Annotated in this window: 18 protein-coding genes and 1 pseudogene; 12 read left to right on the top strand and 7 right to left on the bottom strand. The window is 65.2% G+C overall.

Annotation, left to right across the window (positions count from 1 at the left end; translation table 11 throughout):
• Positions 1-44 precede the first annotated feature (44 nt).
• From HHL08_RS07585 to HHL08_RS07575, 3 genes are all read right to left on the bottom strand, one after another.
• The gene (locus HHL08_RS07585; protein ID WP_169572026.1) at positions 45-710 is read right to left on the bottom strand and encodes a response regulator transcription factor; all 666 of its coding nucleotides are present in this window, start codon (positions 708-710) and stop codon (positions 45-47) included.
• A gap of 42 nt (positions 711-752) precedes the next feature.
• Complete coding sequence (locus HHL08_RS07580; protein WP_169572024.1) at positions 753-1,103, bottom strand: hypothetical protein; 351 nt, start codon at positions 1,101-1,103, stop codon at positions 753-755.
• Positions 1,104-1,197: 94 nt separating this feature from the next.
• Positions 1,198-1,929 carry an SIMPL domain-containing protein gene (locus tag HHL08_RS07575; RefSeq protein ID WP_169572022.1) on the bottom strand — a complete coding sequence of 244 codons (732 nt, stop codon included), beginning with the start codon at positions 1,927-1,929 and terminating at the stop codon, positions 1,198-1,200.
• Positions 1,930-2,067: 138 nt separating this feature from the next.
• Between HHL08_RS07575 and HHL08_RS07570 the strand changes: the two genes are divergently transcribed.
• From HHL08_RS07570 to HHL08_RS07550, 5 genes are all read left to right on the top strand, one after another.
• Complete coding sequence (locus tag HHL08_RS07570; RefSeq protein WP_169572021.1) at positions 2,068-3,849, top strand: ABC-F family ATP-binding cassette domain-containing protein; 1,782 nt, start codon at positions 2,068-2,070, stop codon at positions 3,847-3,849.
• 74 nt (positions 3,850-3,923) lie between these two features.
• Positions 3,924-4,643 carry a VIT1/CCC1 transporter family protein gene (locus tag HHL08_RS07565; RefSeq protein WP_169572019.1) on the top strand — a complete coding sequence of 240 codons (720 nt, stop codon included), beginning with the start codon at positions 3,924-3,926 and terminating at the stop codon, positions 4,641-4,643.
• A gap of 39 nt (positions 4,644-4,682) precedes the next feature.
• Positions 4,683-5,228, top strand: coding sequence for a glutathione peroxidase (locus HHL08_RS07560; RefSeq protein ID WP_169572017.1), 546 nt, complete (start codon positions 4,683-4,685; stop codon positions 5,226-5,228).
• Between the two features lie 14 nt (positions 5,229-5,242).
• A complete protein-coding gene (locus tag HHL08_RS07555) occupies positions 5,243-6,535 on the top strand; it encodes a M20/M25/M40 family metallo-hydrolase (protein ID WP_169572014.1) in 1,293 nt (430 codons plus the stop codon).
• Positions 6,536-6,678: 143 nt separating this feature from the next.
• Positions 6,679-7,323 (top strand): trimeric intracellular cation channel family protein, encoded by a 645-nt coding sequence (locus HHL08_RS07550; protein WP_169572012.1) that lies wholly within the window; start codon positions 6,679-6,681, stop codon positions 7,321-7,323.
• Positions 7,324-7,335: 12 nt separating this feature from the next.
• Here the strand turns inward: HHL08_RS07550 and HHL08_RS07545 are convergent, their stop codons facing one another.
• Positions 7,336-8,403, bottom strand: a complete 1,068-nt coding sequence (locus tag HHL08_RS07545) for a fatty acid desaturase family protein (protein ID WP_169572010.1) — start codon at positions 8,401-8,403, stop codon at positions 7,336-7,338.
• 149 nt (positions 8,404-8,552) lie between these two features.
• Between HHL08_RS07545 and HHL08_RS07540 the strand changes: the two genes are divergently transcribed.
• Positions 8,553-9,710 (top strand): N-acetyltransferase, encoded by a 1,158-nt coding sequence (locus HHL08_RS07540; RefSeq protein WP_169572008.1) that lies wholly within the window; start codon positions 8,553-8,555, stop codon positions 9,708-9,710.
• Positions 9,711-9,800: 90 nt separating this feature from the next.
• Positions 9,801-9,983: a CsbD family protein gene (locus HHL08_RS07535; RefSeq protein ID WP_169572006.1), complete on the top strand. Its 183-nt coding sequence runs from the start codon at positions 9,801-9,803 to the stop codon at positions 9,981-9,983.
• 101 nt (positions 9,984-10,084) lie between these two features.
• On the opposite strand, the gene HHL08_RS07530 is transcribed toward HHL08_RS07535, so the two are convergent.
• Positions 10,085-11,452, bottom strand: coding sequence for an alanine/glycine:cation symporter family protein (locus tag HHL08_RS07530; RefSeq protein WP_169572004.1), 1,368 nt, complete (start codon positions 11,450-11,452; stop codon positions 10,085-10,087).
• Positions 11,453-11,668: 216 nt separating this feature from the next.
• On the opposite strand from HHL08_RS07530, the gene glmM reads away from it, so the two are divergent.
• From glmM to HHL08_RS07510, 4 genes are read left to right on the top strand one after another with little or no spacing between them, the layout of a single operon-like run.
• Positions 11,669-13,009 (top strand): phosphoglucosamine mutase, encoded by a 1,341-nt coding sequence (gene glmM / locus HHL08_RS07525; protein ID WP_169572002.1) that lies wholly within the window; start codon positions 11,669-11,671, stop codon positions 13,007-13,009.
• Positions 13,009-13,233, top strand: coding sequence for a DUF1272 domain-containing protein (locus tag HHL08_RS07520; RefSeq protein WP_169572000.1), 225 nt, complete (start codon positions 13,009-13,011; stop codon positions 13,231-13,233). The genes glmM and HHL08_RS07520 overlap by 1 nt, the downstream gene beginning before the upstream one ends.
• On the top strand, positions 13,230-14,114 hold the full coding sequence (gene thiD, locus HHL08_RS07515) for a bifunctional hydroxymethylpyrimidine kinase/phosphomethylpyrimidine kinase (protein WP_169571998.1): 885 nt from the start codon (positions 13,230-13,232) through the stop codon (positions 14,112-14,114). The genes HHL08_RS07520 and thiD overlap by 4 nt, the downstream gene beginning before the upstream one ends.
• Positions 14,107-14,706, top strand: a complete 600-nt coding sequence (locus tag HHL08_RS07510) for a ribonuclease HII (protein WP_169571996.1) — start codon at positions 14,107-14,109, stop codon at positions 14,704-14,706. Before thiD ends, HHL08_RS07510 begins: the two co-directional genes overlap by 8 nt.
• Here the strand turns inward: HHL08_RS07510 and HHL08_RS25535 are convergent.
• Both HHL08_RS25535 and speB read right to left on the bottom strand, forming a co-directional pair.
• A pseudogene (locus tag HHL08_RS25535) lies at positions 14,703-16,130 on the bottom strand (APC family permease). The gene HHL08_RS07510 and the pseudogene HHL08_RS25535 sit on opposite strands and share 4 nt — an antisense overlap.
• Positions 16,127-17,170: an agmatinase gene (gene speB / locus HHL08_RS07495; RefSeq protein ID WP_169571992.1), complete on the bottom strand. Its 1,044-nt coding sequence runs from the start codon at positions 17,168-17,170 to the stop codon at positions 16,127-16,129. Before speB ends, HHL08_RS25535 begins: the two are co-directional and overlap by 4 nt.
• A 109-nt stretch (positions 17,171-17,279) precedes the next feature.
• On the opposite strand from speB, the gene HHL08_RS07490 reads away from it, so the two are divergent.
• A complete protein-coding gene (locus tag HHL08_RS07490) occupies positions 17,280-18,287 on the top strand; it encodes an Ldh family oxidoreductase (RefSeq protein ID WP_169571990.1) in 1,008 nt (335 codons plus the stop codon).
• Positions 18,288-18,347 lie beyond the last annotated feature (60 nt).

Below are 18,347 nucleotides of genomic sequence, written 5' to 3'. Positions count from 1 at the left end.
GGCTTCGACAGGCTCAGCCCGAACGGGGTAGGGTGAAAGGCTGATTATCGCCCCGGCTCGTCCAGGCTGTAGCCAAGGCCGCGGATGGTGGTGATGACGTCGGCGCCCAGCTTCTTGCGGATGCGCGTCACGAACACCTCGATCGTGTTGGAATCGCGATCGAAATCCTGGTCGTAAATATGTTCGATCAATTCGGTGCGGCTGACCACCTTGCCCTTGTGATGGAGCAGATAGCTGAGCAGCTTATATTCCTGCGCGGTGAGCTTTACCGGGTCGCCGGCAAGCGTCACCTTGCCCGACCGGGTGTCGAGACGGACGTCGCCGGCGGTGAGTTCGCTCGACGCATTGCCGGATGCGCGGCGGATGAGTGCGCGCAGGCGGGCGATCAGTTCTTCGCTCTGGAAAGGCTTGGCGAGATAGTCGTCGGCGCCCGCGTCGAGCCCGGCGACCTTGTCGGACCAGCTGTCGCGCGCGGTCAGCACCAGCACCGGGAATGCGCGGCCTTCCTTGCGCCAACGGTCCAGCACGGTCAGCCCATCAATGGTGGGCAGGCCAAGGTCGAGCACGACCGCGTCATAGCTTTCGGTCGCGCCGAGGAAATGGCCATCCTCGCCATCGGTGGCGAGGTCCACGGCATAGCCCGCGCCTTCCAGCGTGTTCCTGAGCTGCTGGCCCAGATTCGGTTCATCCTCGACGATCAGCAGACGCATGAAAGGCCCTTTTCTTTTTTAGAATTGCGGCATGGGCGGATGTTAGCGCGCCATGCCGATGATATCGCCCGTCCGGCCATCCGCATCAACCCACATGACCTTCCCGTCCTTCACATATTTCAGGCGGTAGCGGTTGGACGATGGATTAAATTCGCTGCCGACATAGGTGGCACCGCCCATGGTGGCGTCGACCCGGCGCTTGATCATGGCGAAGGGCATGACCTGTCCGTCGAGCATCGCCCGGCGCGCGGCGTCCTGTTCATCGCGGCGATTGCCCGCGTCGGCGGCCGGGATGATGACGCCGATGGCAAGCGCGGCGGCGACCGCAGCGGTCAGAGAGCGGGGCAGGCTGTTCCACTTCATATTCATGGGCATGGCATAGGCGTGAGGCATTGAACAGGTGGTGAATGGCGCGCAGATGAACAAGAATGAACGGCAAAGGCGGCGATGCTCAAGCGCCGCCGCCTTCTGTCCGCTCTATGGGCGCTTACTTGTCCAGCGCGTACTGGACCGTGAGCGTGACCGAGGCGCTGACCTGGCCGGGTTCGACCGGGGTAGTAGGGGCCGCATCCGCCTTGAACCGGGCGCTTTGCATCATCGGCATGGGCGGCTGGCCGCCGCTGTTGCTTTCGCTGATCGAAACGAGGCGCGCGGTACGGAAACCGGCAGCCTGGGCATAGAAATCGGCCTGCGTCTTGGCACTCTTGAGCGCGGTGCCGCGGGCCTGCTGGATCAGCGGCGATGGGTCTTCGATAGAGAAGCTCGGGCCGTTGATGTTGGTGGCACCCGCTGCGACCATGGCGTCGAGCGAGGCGCCAACTTTTTTGATGTCGCGCAGTTTCACGGTCAACTGGTTGGACGCTTCATAACCGATGAAGCGCGGACCCTCCGGCTTTCCGTCCTGATTGCTGTAATCATATTGGGCGGACAGATTGATGCCGCTGGTCTGGATATCCTTCTTCGCGATGCCGGCCTTGGCCAGCGCCGCAATCAGCTTTTCGGTCTTGGCGGCATTATCCTGCATTGCAGCCTGCGCGGTCAGCGCGCGGGTCTGGACGCCGGTGCCGACGGTCGCGACATTGGGTGCGGCCTCGACGCTTTCGGTGACGTTCAATGTCACGACCGGCGCAGTCTCTGCGATGGTGACGCTGGTCTGGGCAAGCGCCGCCACGGGAAGGGCGGCAACGCCGAGCGCCATCAGGGCGAGAGCGGATTTCATGGATATTTCTCCTCTGCGAATATGCGCCCCTCTTTGGCCGGGGTGCGATGAATGGACGCTGTCGCACGTTGAAAGCCGTCCGACAGCTTTCCGGTTCCGCACTTGCCCCGCAGGCTGACAGGCCTTAGCTGCGTGTAAATGGCAGCTCCTATTCTCTCGTTCGAAAATCTTGGCCTTTCGCAAGGCTCTCACTGGTTGTTCCGCGGCCTCAATATCGCCGTGGGCGCGAAAGACCGGCTGGCGCTGATCGGCCGCAACGGCGTGGGCAAGACGACATTGCTCAAATTGCTGGGCGGACAGATCGAGGCGGACGAGGGCGTGCGGTCCGTGCGGCCGGGCGCGCGGGTCATCACGCTGGAGCAGGATCCCGACGTCACGCCGTTCAAGACGCTGCATGATTTCGCGCTGGCGGGCGAGTTTGCGCCGGCCCCGCATGAAGTGGAGGCGATCGCCGACCAACTGGGCATCGACCTGAGCCGCGACGCCAGCACGGCAAGCGGGGGCGAGCGTCGCCGCGCCGCCATTGCCCGCGCGCTGGCGAGCGAGCCGGACCTGCTGCTGCTGGACGAGCCGACCAACCATCTGGACATTGCGGCGATCGACTGGATCGAGAATTGGATGGCGCGGTATAATGGCGCCTTCATCGTCATCAGCCATGACCGCGCCTTCCTGACGCGGCTGACGCGCCAGACGCTGTGGCTGGACCGGGGGCAGATGCGGCGCAACGAGATCGGCTTTGGCGGTTTCGAACAGTGGATGGAAGCGGTCTATGCCGAAGAGGCGCGGGCGGCGGAGAAGCTGGACGCGAAGCTGAAGATCGAGGCGCACTGGCTGGAACGCGGCGTCACCGCGCGGCGCAAGCGCAACCAGGGACGGCTGGCGAAGCTGTGGGAAATGCGCGAAACCCGCGCCGCGATGAACGGGCCGCAGGGGACAGCGAAGATCGCCGTCGCCAGCGACGACAGCAAGACCAAGAGCGTCATCAAGGTCGAGCATGTCAGCAAGAATTTCGGGGAGCGCACGATCATCGACGACCTGTCGATCCGGGTGCAGCGCGGCGACCGGATCGGCATCGTCGGCGGCAATGGCGCGGGCAAATCGACGCTGCTGAAACTGCTGACCGGTGAACTGGCGCCCGATAGCGGCAAAGTAACGCTGGCCAAGACGCTGGACATGATCTTCATCGACCAGCAGCGCAGCCTGATGCAGGGCGACAAGACGGTGCGCGACGTGTTGGCCGAGGGCGGCGACTGGATCGACGTGCGCGGCGTGCGCAAGCATATCCATGGCTATCTGAAGGACTTTCTGTTCGACCCCAGTCTGGCGGAGGCGAAGGTCGCCACGCTGTCGGGCGGAGAGCGGTCGCGCCTGCTGTTCGCGCGCGAATTTGCCCGCGAATCCAACCTGCTGGTGCTGGACGAGCCGACCAACGACCTCGACCTGGAAACGCTCGACCTGTTGCAGGAAGTGATCGCCGATTATGACGGCACCGTCCTGATCGTCAGCCATGATCGCGATTTTCTCGATCGCACCGTTACCGTGACGCTGGGGCTGGACGGGACGGGCGTGGTCGATGTGATCGTTGGCGGCTATGCCGACTGGCTCGCCAAGCGCGATCCGCGCAAGGCGGCCAGGATCGAGAAGAAGGCGGTGGCCGCGGCCCCACCGGCAAAGCCCGTATCGGCCAAGCTGACCTATAAGGACCAGCGCGACTTGGAACTGCTGCCCAAACGGGTGGAGGAACTGGAAGCGACCATTGCCGGGCATGAGGAAGCGCTGGCCGACCCGGCGCTCTACACGCGCGATCGCAAACGGTTCGACATGCTGACGGGCGCGATCGAGAAGGCGCGGACCGACAAGGACGCTGCCGAGATGCGCTGGCTGGAACTGGCGGAAAAGGCCGAAGGACTGGCGGGGTAGCATTTCCCGCCTTCCTTTCGACAGGCTCCGGGCGCATGGATGCCGGGATAGGGGCCAGGCAAAGGGGCTGATCGATGGACGCGCAGACCGACACCGCAATCGACCAGCCGCACCATGCCGTTCATTATGTGAACCGCGTCGGTTGGCTGCGCGCGACGGTGCTGGGGGCCAATGACGGGATCGTGTCCACCGCCAGCCTGATGACCGGCATCGCCGCGTCGGGCGCGCCGAGCGAGACGATATTGCTGACCGGCATTGCGGCGCTGGTGGCGGGTGCCATGTCGATGGCGGCGGGCGAATATGTGTCCGTCAGCGCGCAATCCGACACCGAACGCGCGGACCTGGCTAAAGAGAAAAAGGCGATCGCTACCCAGCCTTATGCCGAGTGGGTGGAGTTGCGCGATATCTATGTCGAACGCGGCCTGACGCACGATCTGGCGGGCCAAGTGGCGGAGCAGTTGATGGCGGCCGATGCGCTGGGCGCGCATGCCCGTGACGAATTGGGCATTTCCGATATGGCGACGGCGCGGCCGGTGCAGGCTGCGCTGGCGTCTGCGGCGAGCTTTGCCGTGGGTGCGGCGCCGCCGGTGTTGATCGCAGCGATGGTGCCCGCGGGCGGGGCGATTGTCGCCATCGTCGCACTGTCCCTCCTGTGCCTTGCCCTGCTGGGCTATGTCGGCGCGCGGCTGGGCGGGGCGCAGGTGGCGCGGTCGGTGTGTCGGACGCTGTTGTGGGGCGCACTGGCGATGGCGGTGACGGCAGGTGCGGGGCATCTGTTCGGCGCGGCGATATAGTAGCAAGTTTCGGGGTAAATTCATCCAAGGAGACGATATATGACCGATATTCAGCAGATTGCGCTCAAGACCATCAAGGGTGCCGACACCAGCCTGGCCGATTATGCGGGTAAAGTGGTGCTGGCGGTCAATGTCGCCTCCAAATGCGGCCTGACGCCGCAATATGAGGGGCTGGAAAAGCTCTATGGCGATTATAAGGACAAGGGGCTGGTCATCGCAGGCTTCCCCGCCAATGATTTCGGTGCGCAGGAACCGGGCGACAATGACGAGATCGCGACCTTCTGCACCACCAATTTCGGCGTGGATTTCCCGATGTTCGAGAAGATCGTCGTCACCGGCCCGGACAAGCACCCGCTCTACGCCGCGCTGACCAGCGCGCAGCCGGAAGCGCAGGGCGAGGGCGACGCCTTCCGCGAGAAGCTCAAAGGCTATGGCATGACCCCCAATCCGGTGCCGGAAGTGCTGTGGAATTTCGAAAAGTTCCTGATCGCCAAGGACGGTAGCGTCGCTGCGCGCTTTGCGCCCACGACCGCGCCCAATGACCCGGCGCTGGTCGCGGCGATCGAGGCGGAATTGGCCAAGTGATCAGGGGACTGGTTATGGGCGCGCTGCTTTGCGGTGGCGCGCCCGTCGCCCATGCGGCGCTTAGCCCGGCGGAACAGACAATCGGCACTACGGTCGAGGCGGGCTATGAACCATCCGTCGCGCTGCTGGAAAAGCTGGTCAACCAGAATAGCGGGTCGATGAATTTCCCCGGCGTGAAGGCGGTGGCCGACATGCTGCGCCCCGAATATGAGGCGCTGGGCTTTACCGTGACGTGGAAGCCGATGGATGCGGCCAAACGGGCGGGCCACCTGATCGCGGTGCACAAGGGCAAGGCGGGTAGCACGAAAATGCTGCTGATCGGCCATCTCGATACCGTGTTCGAGCCGGATTCGCCGTTCCAGACCTTCAAGCGCGATGGCGATTGGGCCGCCGGTCCGGGTGTCGCCGACGACAAGGGCGGGGTGGTGACGATGCTGCTGGCGCTGAAAGCCATGCAGGCGGCGGGCACTCTGAAAAACGCAAACATCGAAGTCGTGCTGACCGGGGACGAGGAGGATTCGGGCGATCCGGTCGCCGTCGCTCGCGCCGATCTGGTGGCGGCCGGCAAGCGGGCCGATGTTGCGCTCGATTTCGAAGGCTTGTCGCAGGAAGGCGGCAAGGACATGGGGTCGATCGCGCGGCGGTCGTCCAATAGCTGGACGCTGACGGCGACGGGCAAGTCGGGCCATAGTTCGGGCATCTTTTCGGCGAGTGCCGGCGATGGCGCGGTCTATGAACTGGCGCGGATCATCGTCGCATTCCGCAAGGAACTGCCCGAACCCAATCTGACATTCAATGTCGGGCTGATCGGCGGCGGGCAAAGCGCGGCGGTCGACAAGGACGGCGTGCGCATCGCCGTGACCGGCAAGACCAACATCATCCCGCCGATCGCGGTGGCGAAGGGCGATTTTCGCACGCTGAGCGAAGAGCAGACGAAGCGGGTTCAGGCGAAGATGCAGACGATCGTCGATGCGGGGCATTTGACGGGCACGTCGGCCAGCATTGCGTTCGACCTGGGCTATCCATCGATGGCGCCGACGGCGGGGAACAAGGCGCTGCTGGGCAAGCTGAACGGCGTCAATGCGGACCTGGGCCTGGCGGAAATGGCGGCGCTCGATCCGTTGAAGCGCGGGGCGGGCGACATCAGCTTCGTCGCGGCCGACACGGACGGACTGGTGGGGTTGGGCCTGGCGTCCAGCGGCGATCACAGCGCGGCGGAGAAGGCCGACCTGTCGACCATGAAGCGCCAGGCCAAGCGCGCCGCGATATTGATGAGCCGGCTGGCGGTAGAGAAGGGGCGGAAATAAGGGTCGTCCCAAAGTCCGTTCGTGCTGAGTAGGGGGTAGCTTGGCGAAGTCCCGTATCGAAGCATGTGGCGCAATCCTTCGATACGCCCCTTCGACTTCGCTCAGTGGCTACTCAGGACGAACGGTTGTGGTTAGGTAACGTCATGCTTCCACCTACGCCCCTGCTCGCCAACTCGATCGGCCCCGTGCTCGAAACCTTGAGCATCGTCGGCACCTTCGTCTTTGCCGCGTCCGGCGCACTGGCGGCGGCGCGGTTGCGGCAGACGCTGGTCACCTTCGCCTTCTTCGCGCTGGTGACGGGGGTCGGCGGCGGCACGGTGCGCGACCTGCTGATCGGTGCGCCGGTCTTCTGGGTGGTCGATCCGGTGCCGGCCATCGCCTGCATGGGCGCGGCGGTCCTGGTGTGGATCACCCCGCGCAAATTCTGGAGCGAACGCGCGCTCGACTGGCTGGACGCCATCGGCATGGCCGCCTTCGCCGTATTTGGCGCGGCCAAGGCGATGAGTTTTGGCGTGCCGCCTTTCGTCGCAGGGATGATGGGGGTGGTGACGGGCTGCGTCGGGGGCATCATGCGCGACCTGCTGGCGGGCGAGCCGTCTATCCTGCTGCGGCCGGAGCTTTATGTGACGGCGGCGGCCTTCGCCTCCGGCCTGTTCGTGGCGTTGCGCTGGATCGGGCTGGACGTGCCGGTCGCGGGCGTCATCGCCGCGCTGCTGGGGTTCCTGCTGCGGGCGATGGCGATCCGGCGCGGGCTGGGATTGCCGGTCTATCGGGACGACGAAGGCTAGGGGCGCTGTTGATTAGCGCGCCGCCATCGTGCTGCGCGCGATCTTGCCGACCAGCGGCAACATCCCCGGATAATTGCCGCGATGATAGGGCGATTGCGCGTCAAGCGTGGCGATCAGCCGGGCATGGGCCTTGCCCAACGCATGATAGGGGACGCTGGGCAACAGATGATGCAGCGCATGGTAACGCAGGCCCACCGGCGCCCAGAGCGCGGGCAGCGCGCCGGGTGGCGGTACATTGACCGAGTCCAGATATTGCGCCGTCACCGTCATCGGTTCGCCCTCATTTTCCCACAGATGCGCGACCAGGGTGCGCAACTGGTTGATGACGGTCATCGCCGAATGGATCGCCATATAGACGAGCAGCGGCTTCCAGCCGAAGGCGAAGACGCTGCCGACCAGCGCCAGCGCGAACAGGCTCGCGCCCGCTTCCTGCCACATCCACATCCGCGCAAAATCGCCCTCCGGCGCGCGGCGGCGATAGGCGGGGTTGATCGACAGGGCGGACAGTTCCGCCACGACCTTGGCGCGCAGCGGCGGGATCAGTAGCGAGAGCGGCGTGATCAGGCCGAAGCGCAGGATGAGGCCGACCGGCGCCAGCGACGCGACGAGAATGAACAGCGGCAGCGACCAAGGCTTCATCAGCGCGAGCGGCAGATATTCCGGGTCGTCCGCCGTGCCATAGCGGGTGCGGGCATGATGCTGGATATGGACGCCCTCATACATAAAGGACGGGATCATAAGCGGGATGCCGACGATCAGGTTCCAGGCGAAGCGAAAGCCGGGAAGGGCGCCTTTCCGGATATGGGTCAGTTCGTGGATGAAGCTGGCTGCGCGATAGAGCGCCATCATCGCAACAAATGCGTAGACGATGGCGATCAGCCCATTCTGCGCCAGGATCGCGCCAGCCATAGCGCCCCAGCCGATCAGCGCGGACGCCAGCAGGTCGGGCCAGTAAATGCGCGGGTTGGCGACCGCATAGTCGCGCGTCAATTCGGCCGCGGCGCGGAGCATCGCGCTGTCGTCGGGGATGGCGGCGCGCGCGCGCTGGGCGGCGGCCAATATGGGATCATGCACAGTCATGCGGGCGGTCCTAGCCTCCAAATGCGCTGAGATCATGGCAGCACCATGACATTTCACTTGTGTTAGTCCCGGTTTTGCGCGCGCGATTGACATTGCGCAAACAAGGGGCGAACTGCACCGCACTTTCTTTTTTGCTCAAGGCGGCACCTGTGGCGCATACCGATCTGGTCATTACCCCCGTTTCCGGCAAGTCCGACCTCAAGGCTTTTATCGACCTGCCCTGGCGGCTCTACGCCGATGATCCCCATTGGGTGCCGCCGTTAAAGGCGGAGGTGCGGGAATTGCTGACGCCGGGCAAGAACCCGTTTTTCGGCCATGCCGAGGCGCAATATTTCCTGGCCCGCCGCGGCGGCACGGTGGTCGGCCGCATTTCCGCCCATATCGACCGTCTGGCGCTGACGCAGCCGGTGGAACAGGGGATGGGGCCGGGCACCGGCAATTTCGGCCTGTTCGAAGCGGAGGACGCGGAAACCGGCAAAGCGCTGATCGCGACCGCGGAAGACTGGCTCCGCGCCAAGGGCATGACCCGCGTGCTGGGGCCGATCTCGCTGTCGATCTGGGAAGAGCCGGGCCTGCTGATCGCCGGGCATGATCATCCCCCGACGGTGATGATGGGGCATAACAGCCCGGCCTATCAGGCGATGATCGAGGGCGCGGGTTATGCCCCGGCCAAGCAGCTCAAAACCTACGAATTGGACATCACCAATCCATTTCCGCCGCTGCTGCAGCGGATCATCGCGTCGGGCGAGAAAAACCCGCGTATCCGCATCCGCAAGGTCGATAAGTCGAAATTCGATCAGGAAGCCGCCATCATCCTCGCAATCCTGAACGACGCCTGGGGCAATAATTGGGGTTTCGTGCCGATCACCGACGCGGAAATCGCGCATACCGGCAAGAAATTGAAGCCGATCGTGTTCGAAGACCTAATCATGATCGCTGAGCTGGACGGCGAACCGGTCGCCTTCATGATGACGCTGCCCGACCTTAATGAAGCGACAAAGCCGCTCAATGGGTCGCTTTTCCCATTCGGCTGGATCAAGCTGCTGCGCTGGCTGCGCAAGCCCCAGGTGCGCACGATGCGCGTGCCGCTGATGGGCGTGGTGCAGCGCCTGCAAAGTTCGCGCATGGCCAGCCAACTTGCCTTCATGATGATCGAGACGATCCGGTTGGCGGCGGTGGCCCAATATGGTTCGACCCGTGGGGAGCTTGGCTGGGTACTGGACGACAATCAAGGCATGAACGCGATTGCGGAGGCGATCCAGGGGACGGTGAACAAAGTCTATCAGATTTACGAAAAGCCGCTTTGAAAGGATAGTTCGTTTCGCCTGCGTACCGGCGGAAACCCTTTCTCTTGAGCATCGTTGAACCCATCGAACACACTGAAAAGGAGTGATGACATGGGTGAAGCAACCGACAAGCTGAAGGCCGCCGCCAACAAGGCCGCAGGCGCCGTCAAGGAAGGCGTAGGCAAGGCTACCGACAATGATCGTCTGGAAGCCGAAGGCAAGGCGCAGAAGGCCAAGGGCACGGCGCAGGACGTCGCCGGTTCGGTCAAGGGTGCGCTGGGCGACAAGATCTGATCTGATCGCCACAGTCGAAAAAAGGCTCCGCTCCGAAAGGTGCGGGGCCTTTTTTGCTGTAGGCCACATTCAGCGTGTTTCCGCTTGCGCGGGACATGTTGTTACTTTTGTGCGACCAGATAGGCCTTCACGTCGCGGCGCAATTCCCCCGCACATAGATACAGCGCGATGACGTTGGGGATGGCCATCAGGAAGAAACTGCTATCAACGATCCCGACCACGCGGCCTAGGTCGATTGCGGCGGCCGGGGGCAGGGCGACGACGTACAGGATCTTGTAGGTCCACTGCGCGCGCGGCCCGTTGCCGAACAGATAGCCCCAGGCCTGCAAGCCATAAAAGCCCCAGGCGACCAGCGTCGAATAGGCGAACAGGAATACGACGACCGCCAGCAGCCAGGGGAACCAGGGCGATACCTGGGCAAAGGCTGCGGAGGTGATGGCGATCCCCTCCAACCCCGTATTCCATGTCCCTGCGACGACCAGTGCCAGACCACCGAACGCGCACACGATCATCGTGCCGAGCAGCGGTTCCAGCAGGGCGACCAGTCCTTCGGACACCGGATGGTCCGCCCGCGCCAGACTGTGCGCCATGACGGCGGACCCCACCCCCGCTTCGCTGGCAAAGACCGCGCGGCGCATCCCCGCGACGAACGCGCCGACCGCGCCGCCGGTTGCGGCCTGTCCGCTCCATGCGCCGTTCCAGATAAGCGCCAGCGCGCCGGGTATCTCGCCGATATGCAGGATCAGGATCGCGGCGACCCCCAGCAGATAGACCGCCACCTTGATCGGGGTCAGTCGCTTGGCCACCTCGCCCAGCCAGGCCGCGCCGCCCAGCGTCACCAGCGCCACCGCCCCCGCCAGAAACACACCATAGGCCCAGCCATTGGTCAGGCCGGTGACGACTTTCACCTGCGCGAAACTCTGGTTCACCTGCACCATCGGGATCGCGCCGAACAGCGCGAAGAAAGCGTAGGCCCCGCCCAGCGCAAGTCCTGCCTTGGGCCATCCGCGCGCCGCACCCACGGCTTTGAGCACATACATCGGCCCGCCATGGACATGGCCCTGTGCGTCGAACACGCGATATTTGAGGCCCAGCGTGACTTCCGCCATCTTCACCGTCATCGCGAACCAGCCGATAATGAACATCCACAGGATCGCGCCGGGGCCGCCCATGGTCAGCGCCACCGCGACGCCCGCGATATTGCCCAGGCCGATCGTGCCGGACAAAGCGGTGGAGAGCGCCGCCCACTGGCTGACGTCGCCCTTCGCCTCGCCCTCACGCGGCTGGGTCCGCAGGATGCGGATGGCGCGACCGACCTGAGTGATGTTGGGGAAGCCGAGCCAGAGCGTGAAGAACAGCATCGGCAACGCCAGATAGAGCACGATCAGTTCGATCTGCGCCCCAAAGAGCGGCACCTTGAAAAAGACGGCGGCGGACAGTCCGTCGACAAAGGTATTGAAATTTTCCATCAGCCCGCGATGCCGCGGGATGCGCGGAAAGTCGATCGAGAAAAACTTGATGCTTTCCCTCTCCGTTCGCCCTGAGTAGGGTCTGAGCGACGTCGAAGACCCGTATCGAAGGGTCGCCGACATGCGTGTCCTTCGATACGCCGCTTCGACAGGCTCAGCGGCTACTCAGGACGAACGGATGAGCGGGGAATGTCCCCAGAGGAAGATGAGCGCTTTGTGAGCAGGCAATATTTCGGCACCGACGGCATCCGCGGGCGCACCAACCAATGGCCGATGACGGCGGAACTGGCGATGAAGGTCGGCATGGCCGCCGGCACTCATTTCCAGCGCGGCAACCACCGGCATCGCGTGGTGATCGGCAAGGATACCCGCCTGTCGGGCTATATGGTCGAAAATGCGCTGGTCGCGGGCTTTACCGCCGTGGGCATGGACGTGGTCCAGTTCGGGCCGATCCCGACACCCGCAGTCGCGCTGCTCGCCCATTCGATGCGCGCCGACCTGGGCGTCATGATATCGGCCAGTCACAACCCATATTTCGACAATGGCATCAAGCTGTTCGGGCCGGATGGCTACAAGCTGTCGGACGAGGATGAACTGAAGATCGAGGCGCTGATCGGGCAGGACATCGCGCTGGCCGCATCCAAGGATATCGGCCGCGCCCGCCGGGTGGAAGATGCGCGCGGCCGCTACATTCATGCGGTCAAGTCCAGCTTCCCCGCCGACCTGCGCCTCGACGGGCTGAAGATCGTGGTCGATTGCGCCAATGGCGCCGCCTATCAGGTTGCGCCGTCGGCGCTGTGGGAACTGGGCGCGACGGTCGTGGCGATCGGGGTGACGCCCAACGGCACGAACATCAATGACGGTTGCGGATCGACCGCGCCGCTGTTGTTGCAGGAAACCGTGGTGTCATCCGGCGCGGACGTCGGTATTGCGCTGGATGGCGACGCCGACCGGCTGATCGTGGTGGACGAACAGGGCCAGATCGTCGACGGCGACCAAATCATGGCGCTGATCGCGGCTAATTTTGCGCGCGAAGGCACGTTGCGCGGCGGCGGGCTGGTCGCGACGATCATGTCGAACCTGGGCCTCGAACGCTTCCTGGCGGCAAAGGGCATCGCGCTGGAGCGCACGAAGGTCGGCGACCGCTATGTGCTGGAGCGGATGCGCGAGGGCGGCTTCAATCTGGGCGGCGAACAGTCGGGCCATATGATCCTGTCCGACTATGCGACCACCGGCGATGGCACTGTCGCCGCGTTGCAGGTGCTGGCGGCGCTGGTACGGTCGGGCAAGCCCGCGAGCGAAACGCTGCACCAGTTCGATCCCGTCCCGCAACTGCTCAAAAATGTTCGTTTCTCCGGCGGCAAGCCGTTGGAGCATGACGAGGTCAAGCGCGTGATCGCGCAGGCCGAAGCGGAACTAAATGGCACCGGTCGCCTCGTCATCCGCCCGTCCGGCACCGAACCGGTGATCCGCGTCATGGCCGAAGGCGACAAGGCGGACCAGGTGAGGGATGTGGTAGAGCGCATCTGCGCCGCGGTGGAAAAGGCAGCGGCGTAATGCTTGAGATGCGCCCCGATTGCGAACGCTGCGGTACGGACTTGCCGGCTGATCAACCCGGCGCGTTCATCTGTTCGTTCGAATGTAGCTTTTGCGCGCCCTGCGCCGAAGCGCTGGACGATCGCTGCCCCAATTGTGGTGGCGAATTGATGGACCGGCCCAGCCGGACCGGCAAGGCACTGGCGGGCAACCCGGCGTCGACGGAGCGGCACTTCAAAGGATGACGGCGCGCATCCTCATCATCGCCGGTTCCGACAGCGGGGGCGGCGCGGGTATCCAGGCGGACATCAAGACGGTGACGATGCTGGGCGGCCACGCCATGACCGCGATCACCGCGATCACGGCGCAGAACACGCTGGGCGTGCAGGCCGTCCATCCGGTGCCGACCGAGATGGTGCTGGCGCAGATGGAAAGCTGCATCAGCGATATCGGCGTCGATGCGGTAAAGATCGGCATGATCGGATCGGCGCAGACGGCCGCCGCCGTCGCGGATCGACTGGCGCAATTGCAGGATGTCCCCATCGTCTTCGATCCGGTCATGGTCGCGACCAGTGGTTCGCTGCTGGCGGATGCGGCGACAATCGCCGCCTTCGAAAGGCTGATGGCGGTGGCGAGCGTCATCACCCCCAATGTGCCGGAGCTGGAAGCGCTGACCGGCATGACGATAACCGATGTCGAGCAATTGGAGGCGGCAGGACAGGCGCTGCACGATCGCACCGGCGCGGTCATCTTCGCCAAGGGCGGGCATTTGTCGCAGCAGGCCGATGATGATCGGCCTATGATCCACGACCTGTTGATCGATGAGGATATGGTGGTCGAATTTTCGGTCGCCCGCATCGAAACCCGCAACAGCCATGGCACGGGATGCACCCTGGCCAGCGCCATTGCCACCGGACTGGGCGGGGGGCTTTCATTGGCCGATGCGGCCGACCGGGCGGAAGCCTATGTCGCGGCGGTCCTGGCGGCGGCACCTGGCCTGGGGCAGGGCCATGGGCCGATGGGCCATGGGCTGGGCCTGACGCCTTTCCATCATCTGTTGGCGGCGACCGACTCGGCCGGCTGGGACGCAGCGGCCTTCGCTGCGCGCTACGCCGACCATGCCTGATTTCGCGCACGAATTGATCCATCATCCCCGCTTGGTCGCAGGCGTGGACGAGGCGGGGCGCGGTCCGCTCGCTGGCCCGGTGGTTGCGGCTGCCGTGATTCTGCGGGCTGAGGATTGTCCCGATGGCCTCAATGACTCCAAGCAATTGACGGCGAAGCGCCGCGCCATGCTGGAAATCGAGATCAAGAGGCGGGCGCTGTGCTGGGGCGTAGGTGTCGCCAGCGTGGAGGAGATCGACCAGATCAACATCCTGTGGGCGACGATGCTGGCCATGACCCGCGCGGTCGAGGCGTTGAGCCACGACTGCGGTCATGTGCTGGTCGACGGCAATCGCTGTCCGACATGGCGCTGGGCGTCGACCGCGATTGTGGAGGGCGACGCCAAATGCCTGTCGATCGCGGCGGCCTCCATCATCGCGAAGGAAACCCGCGACCGGATGATGGTCGCAGCGTCTGCCGACCATCCTCATTATGGCTGGGACACGAACAAGGGCTATGGCAGCGCCAAGCATCTGGCGGCGCTGCGCGAACATGGCCCCACTCCGCTGCACCGCCGCAGTTTCGCCCCGGTGGCGCAGTTGATATTGCTTTAGGCCGGTTGCGCCGTCGGCGTTGCGATCAGCAAACGCTGCGCCATCACCATCCCTCCACCCAGCGCCAGCCAGCCCAGCATCAGCCAGATTTCGACCGGCATCCCGTCGTTGACGCCGAAGGGCGTGGCAATGGCGGCGCTCGCCACCACGGCGGCACCAATGCTGATCGCGAGCAGCAACGGCTTGCCCCCCGCCAGCACGAAAGCGGGCGGGGCCGCGCCCCTGTCCCGGCTGCGCAGGCGCAGCAGCGCAAGCATTGCAACCGCGGCGATGGCCGTAGTGCACATCGTCCCCATCGAAATGATCGGGCTGATCGCTCCGCGCCCGGCCAGCACGCCAAGGCAGGTCCACAGCCCCACCAGCAGCGCGGCGCGGCGCGGCGCGCCGGTGCGCGCGTCGATATGGGCGAGGCCGGCGGGCAGGAATCCGGCGCGGGCCTGCGCCAGGATGACGCGCGTCGCCGACAGGTGCATCGCGTTCCAGGTCTTGAGCAGGGACGCCATGGCGACCAGGATGATCCCCTTTGTAGCCAGGCCGCCGGCGAGCGCATGGTCGAAGGCGGCGGCGACCGGCAGCGCGCCCGAGGTCAGGTCGCGCCACGGCGCCAGCGATGCCGATGCCAGGATGATGAGGCTCTAGAATAACGCCGCGACCGCCACCGCCGCCATCATGGCCCGCGCGACGGTATGGAAGCTGGTGCCAGGCGCCCGTTCCTCGACGGCAGACGCGGCGGTCTGGAACCCCGCCAGCCACATGCCCGCCACGCCCAGCATGACGAACATGCCGCCGCCGAAACTGCGATCCTGCGCCGATTCGAACAGGGGCTGCCAGTTGTTCGTATCGCCCTGCGCAAAGCCAAGCAGCACCAGCGCCGCAGAGGCGGCGAGGAAGGCGAAGGTCACGATCTTTTGAAAGCCCACCGCGATGGTCGCGCCCGATGCGTTGAGCAGGGTCATGACGCCGGCCCCCGCCAGCCCGACGATCAGGTCCATTGCCGTGATCGGCCGACCGAGCAGCGTGTAGAGTGGGGTCTGCCCGCTCAGCGACGGCACCAGATTTTCGAGAAACCAGGAGAGGGCCAGCCCCTCGAACGCGGCGATCCCGACGAAATAGAGGGTCAGATACCAGCCGGTGACGAAGCCCGGCCATGGCCCGAACGCCTTTTCTACGAACACAAACTCTGCACCTGCGCGCGGCACACGGGCGACCAGTTCGGCATAGGCGGCGGCGATCGGCACCATCAGCAGCGTCATGCCAAGGAACGCCAGCACCGCGCCGCCCGGTCCCGCGGGCGCGACCCATTCGCCCATCAGCACCATCCAGGCGGACCCGACGATCGTGCCGAAGGCGAGCGCGAAATAGCCCGGCCCGGTTATGCCGCGCTTCAGCGCCGGTTCGGGTGTTGGAGCGGTTGGCGCGCTCATCGCCGCAACTGCACCAGGCAGAGCAATTGGAACAGCATCTGCGCGGCGGCCTGCGCCGTCACGGTGGTCGGATCATATTCGGGCGCGACCTCCACCACGTCGCCGCCGATGATGTCGATGCCCGCCAGCCCGCGTAGCAGATGCAATGCCTCGCGCGTCGAAAGGCCGCCGATTTCGGGCGTGCCGGTGCCGGGCGCATAGACCGGGTCGAGGCCATCGACGTCGAAGGTCACATAGGTCGGGCCGTCGCCGACGACCTCCAGCGCTTTTGCCACCACCGCGTCCATGCCCATCGCTGCGCAGTCTTCGGCATGGATGACGGTCATCCCGCTGGCGTAGGAAAATTCCCACAGATATTCCGCCCCACCCCGGATGCCGATCTGGATCGATCGCTTGGGGTCCAGCACGCCCGCCAGCACGGCTTCGCGGAAGGGCGCGCCATGGTGGAATTTGGAACCTTCATAAATGCCGCCGGTGTCGCAATGGGCGTCGAAATGGACCATGCCCATCGGGCCTTTGGCGGCCGCAAGTCCCTTCATGATCGACCCGGTGATGCTATGGTCGCCGCCGACCGACAGCGGGATCGCGCGGGTCGCGCCGATCATCGCATAACATTCCTCGATATCGGCGTGGCAGAGCGAGAGGTCGTAGCGGCTCTGCATCGCGACATCGCCGACGTCCGCGACCTTGAGCGCGTTCATCGGTGCGACGCGCAGTTGATGCTCATAGGGGCCGATCCGGTCGATCGCCCGTACCGCGCGGGGGCCATAGCGCGCGCCGGGGCGGTTGGTGACGCCCAAGTCCATCGGCACGCCGATCAGCGCCACGTCCAGCGTATCGAGGGTTTCCGGCGTCAGACCGCCCGCGATGTAGGGCGCATCCAGCAGGGTGGAGGGCTGGGCGAAGGGCCAGCGGCGCTTGTCACCGCTCTTGAACTGCAGTCCCGCCACCTCGCGAAAATGGGGATCGTGAATGTCGGCCCCGCCGCCCCCGGCATAGAGGCGGCGGAGTTCGTCAAGGTCGATCGGATCATGGGCCATGGCCGCTAGTCTGAACGGCGGCGAAAGGGCGGCAATGGGGTGAAGGACGTATGGCCTGTCGCGTTCCCGCCGTTGCGCCGCGCGGCAAAGCAAGGGAGGGTGCGCGCCCATGACCCATATGGATTTCGACGCGCTGGTGGCGCTGCTGACCCGCATCTTCATCGCCAACGGCGCGTCGGCAATGGTGGCGGACATTCTCGCACGCAACTGCGCTGGGGCGGAGCGGGACGGGGCGATGAGCCATGGCCTGTTTAGGATGCCCGGCTATGTTGCGACCTTGCAAAGCGGCTGGGTCGACGGGCTGGCCGAGCCGGTGGTGGAGGATGGCGGGGCATCCTTCCTGCGCGTCGATGCCGCCAATGGCTTTGCCCAGCCGGCACTGGCGGCCGCCGCGCCCCTGGCCATGGAAAAGGCCCGCGCGACCGGGGCCTGCGTCGTCGCGATCCGGCGATCGCATCATTTCGCGGCGCTCTGGCCCGATGTGGAACCCTTTGCTGAAGCGGGGCTGGTCGCGATTGCCATGGTGGACAGCATGGCCGTCGTCGTACCGCCTGGCGCACGAAAGCCGGTTTATGGCACCAACCCCCTGGCCTTTGCCGCGCCGCGCGGCGGGGAAAAGATCGTGGTGTTCGACCAGGCGGTGAGCGTGCTGGCCCATGGCGACGTGCAGATCGCCGCGCGCGAGGGGCATGACCTGCCCGAAGGCGCTGGCGTCGATGCGGCGGGCCGGCCGACCCGCGATCCGCGCGCGGTGCTGGACGGCGGCGCGCTGCTGCCCTTTGGCGGGCATAAGGGCGCAGCGATCGCGATGATGATCGAGATTATGGCCGCGGCGCTGACCGGCGGGCTGTATTCGCATGAGGTCGACTGGTCGGCGCATCCCGGCGCGCAGACGCCCTGCACTGGCGAGTGCGTAATATTGATCGACCCGGCGCGCGGGGGATCGGCGGCTGGGTTCGCCGCGCGGGTCGAGCAGTTGGTGGAGGCGTTGCGCGCAGCGGGGCAGGAGCGGATGCCGGGCGACCGGCGCTTTGCGGCGCGGGAGAAGGCGCTGCGGGATGGGGTGGCGGTGCATGCCGAGATGCTGGCGCAGTTGGAGGGGATGTTACGAACGTGAGGGCGCATCCCCCCTCTTCCAACTTCGCCTAACGCGCTGCGCGCGTAAGGCTGCGTATCC

Source organism: Sphingobium psychrophilum, assembly GCF_012927105.1.
Classification (GTDB): Bacteria; Pseudomonadota; Alphaproteobacteria; order Sphingomonadales; family Sphingomonadaceae; genus Sphingobium; species Sphingobium psychrophilum.
The sequence above is the reverse complement of the archived record's forward strand: the minus strand, read 5'-3'. Positions and strand labels throughout refer to the sequence as shown.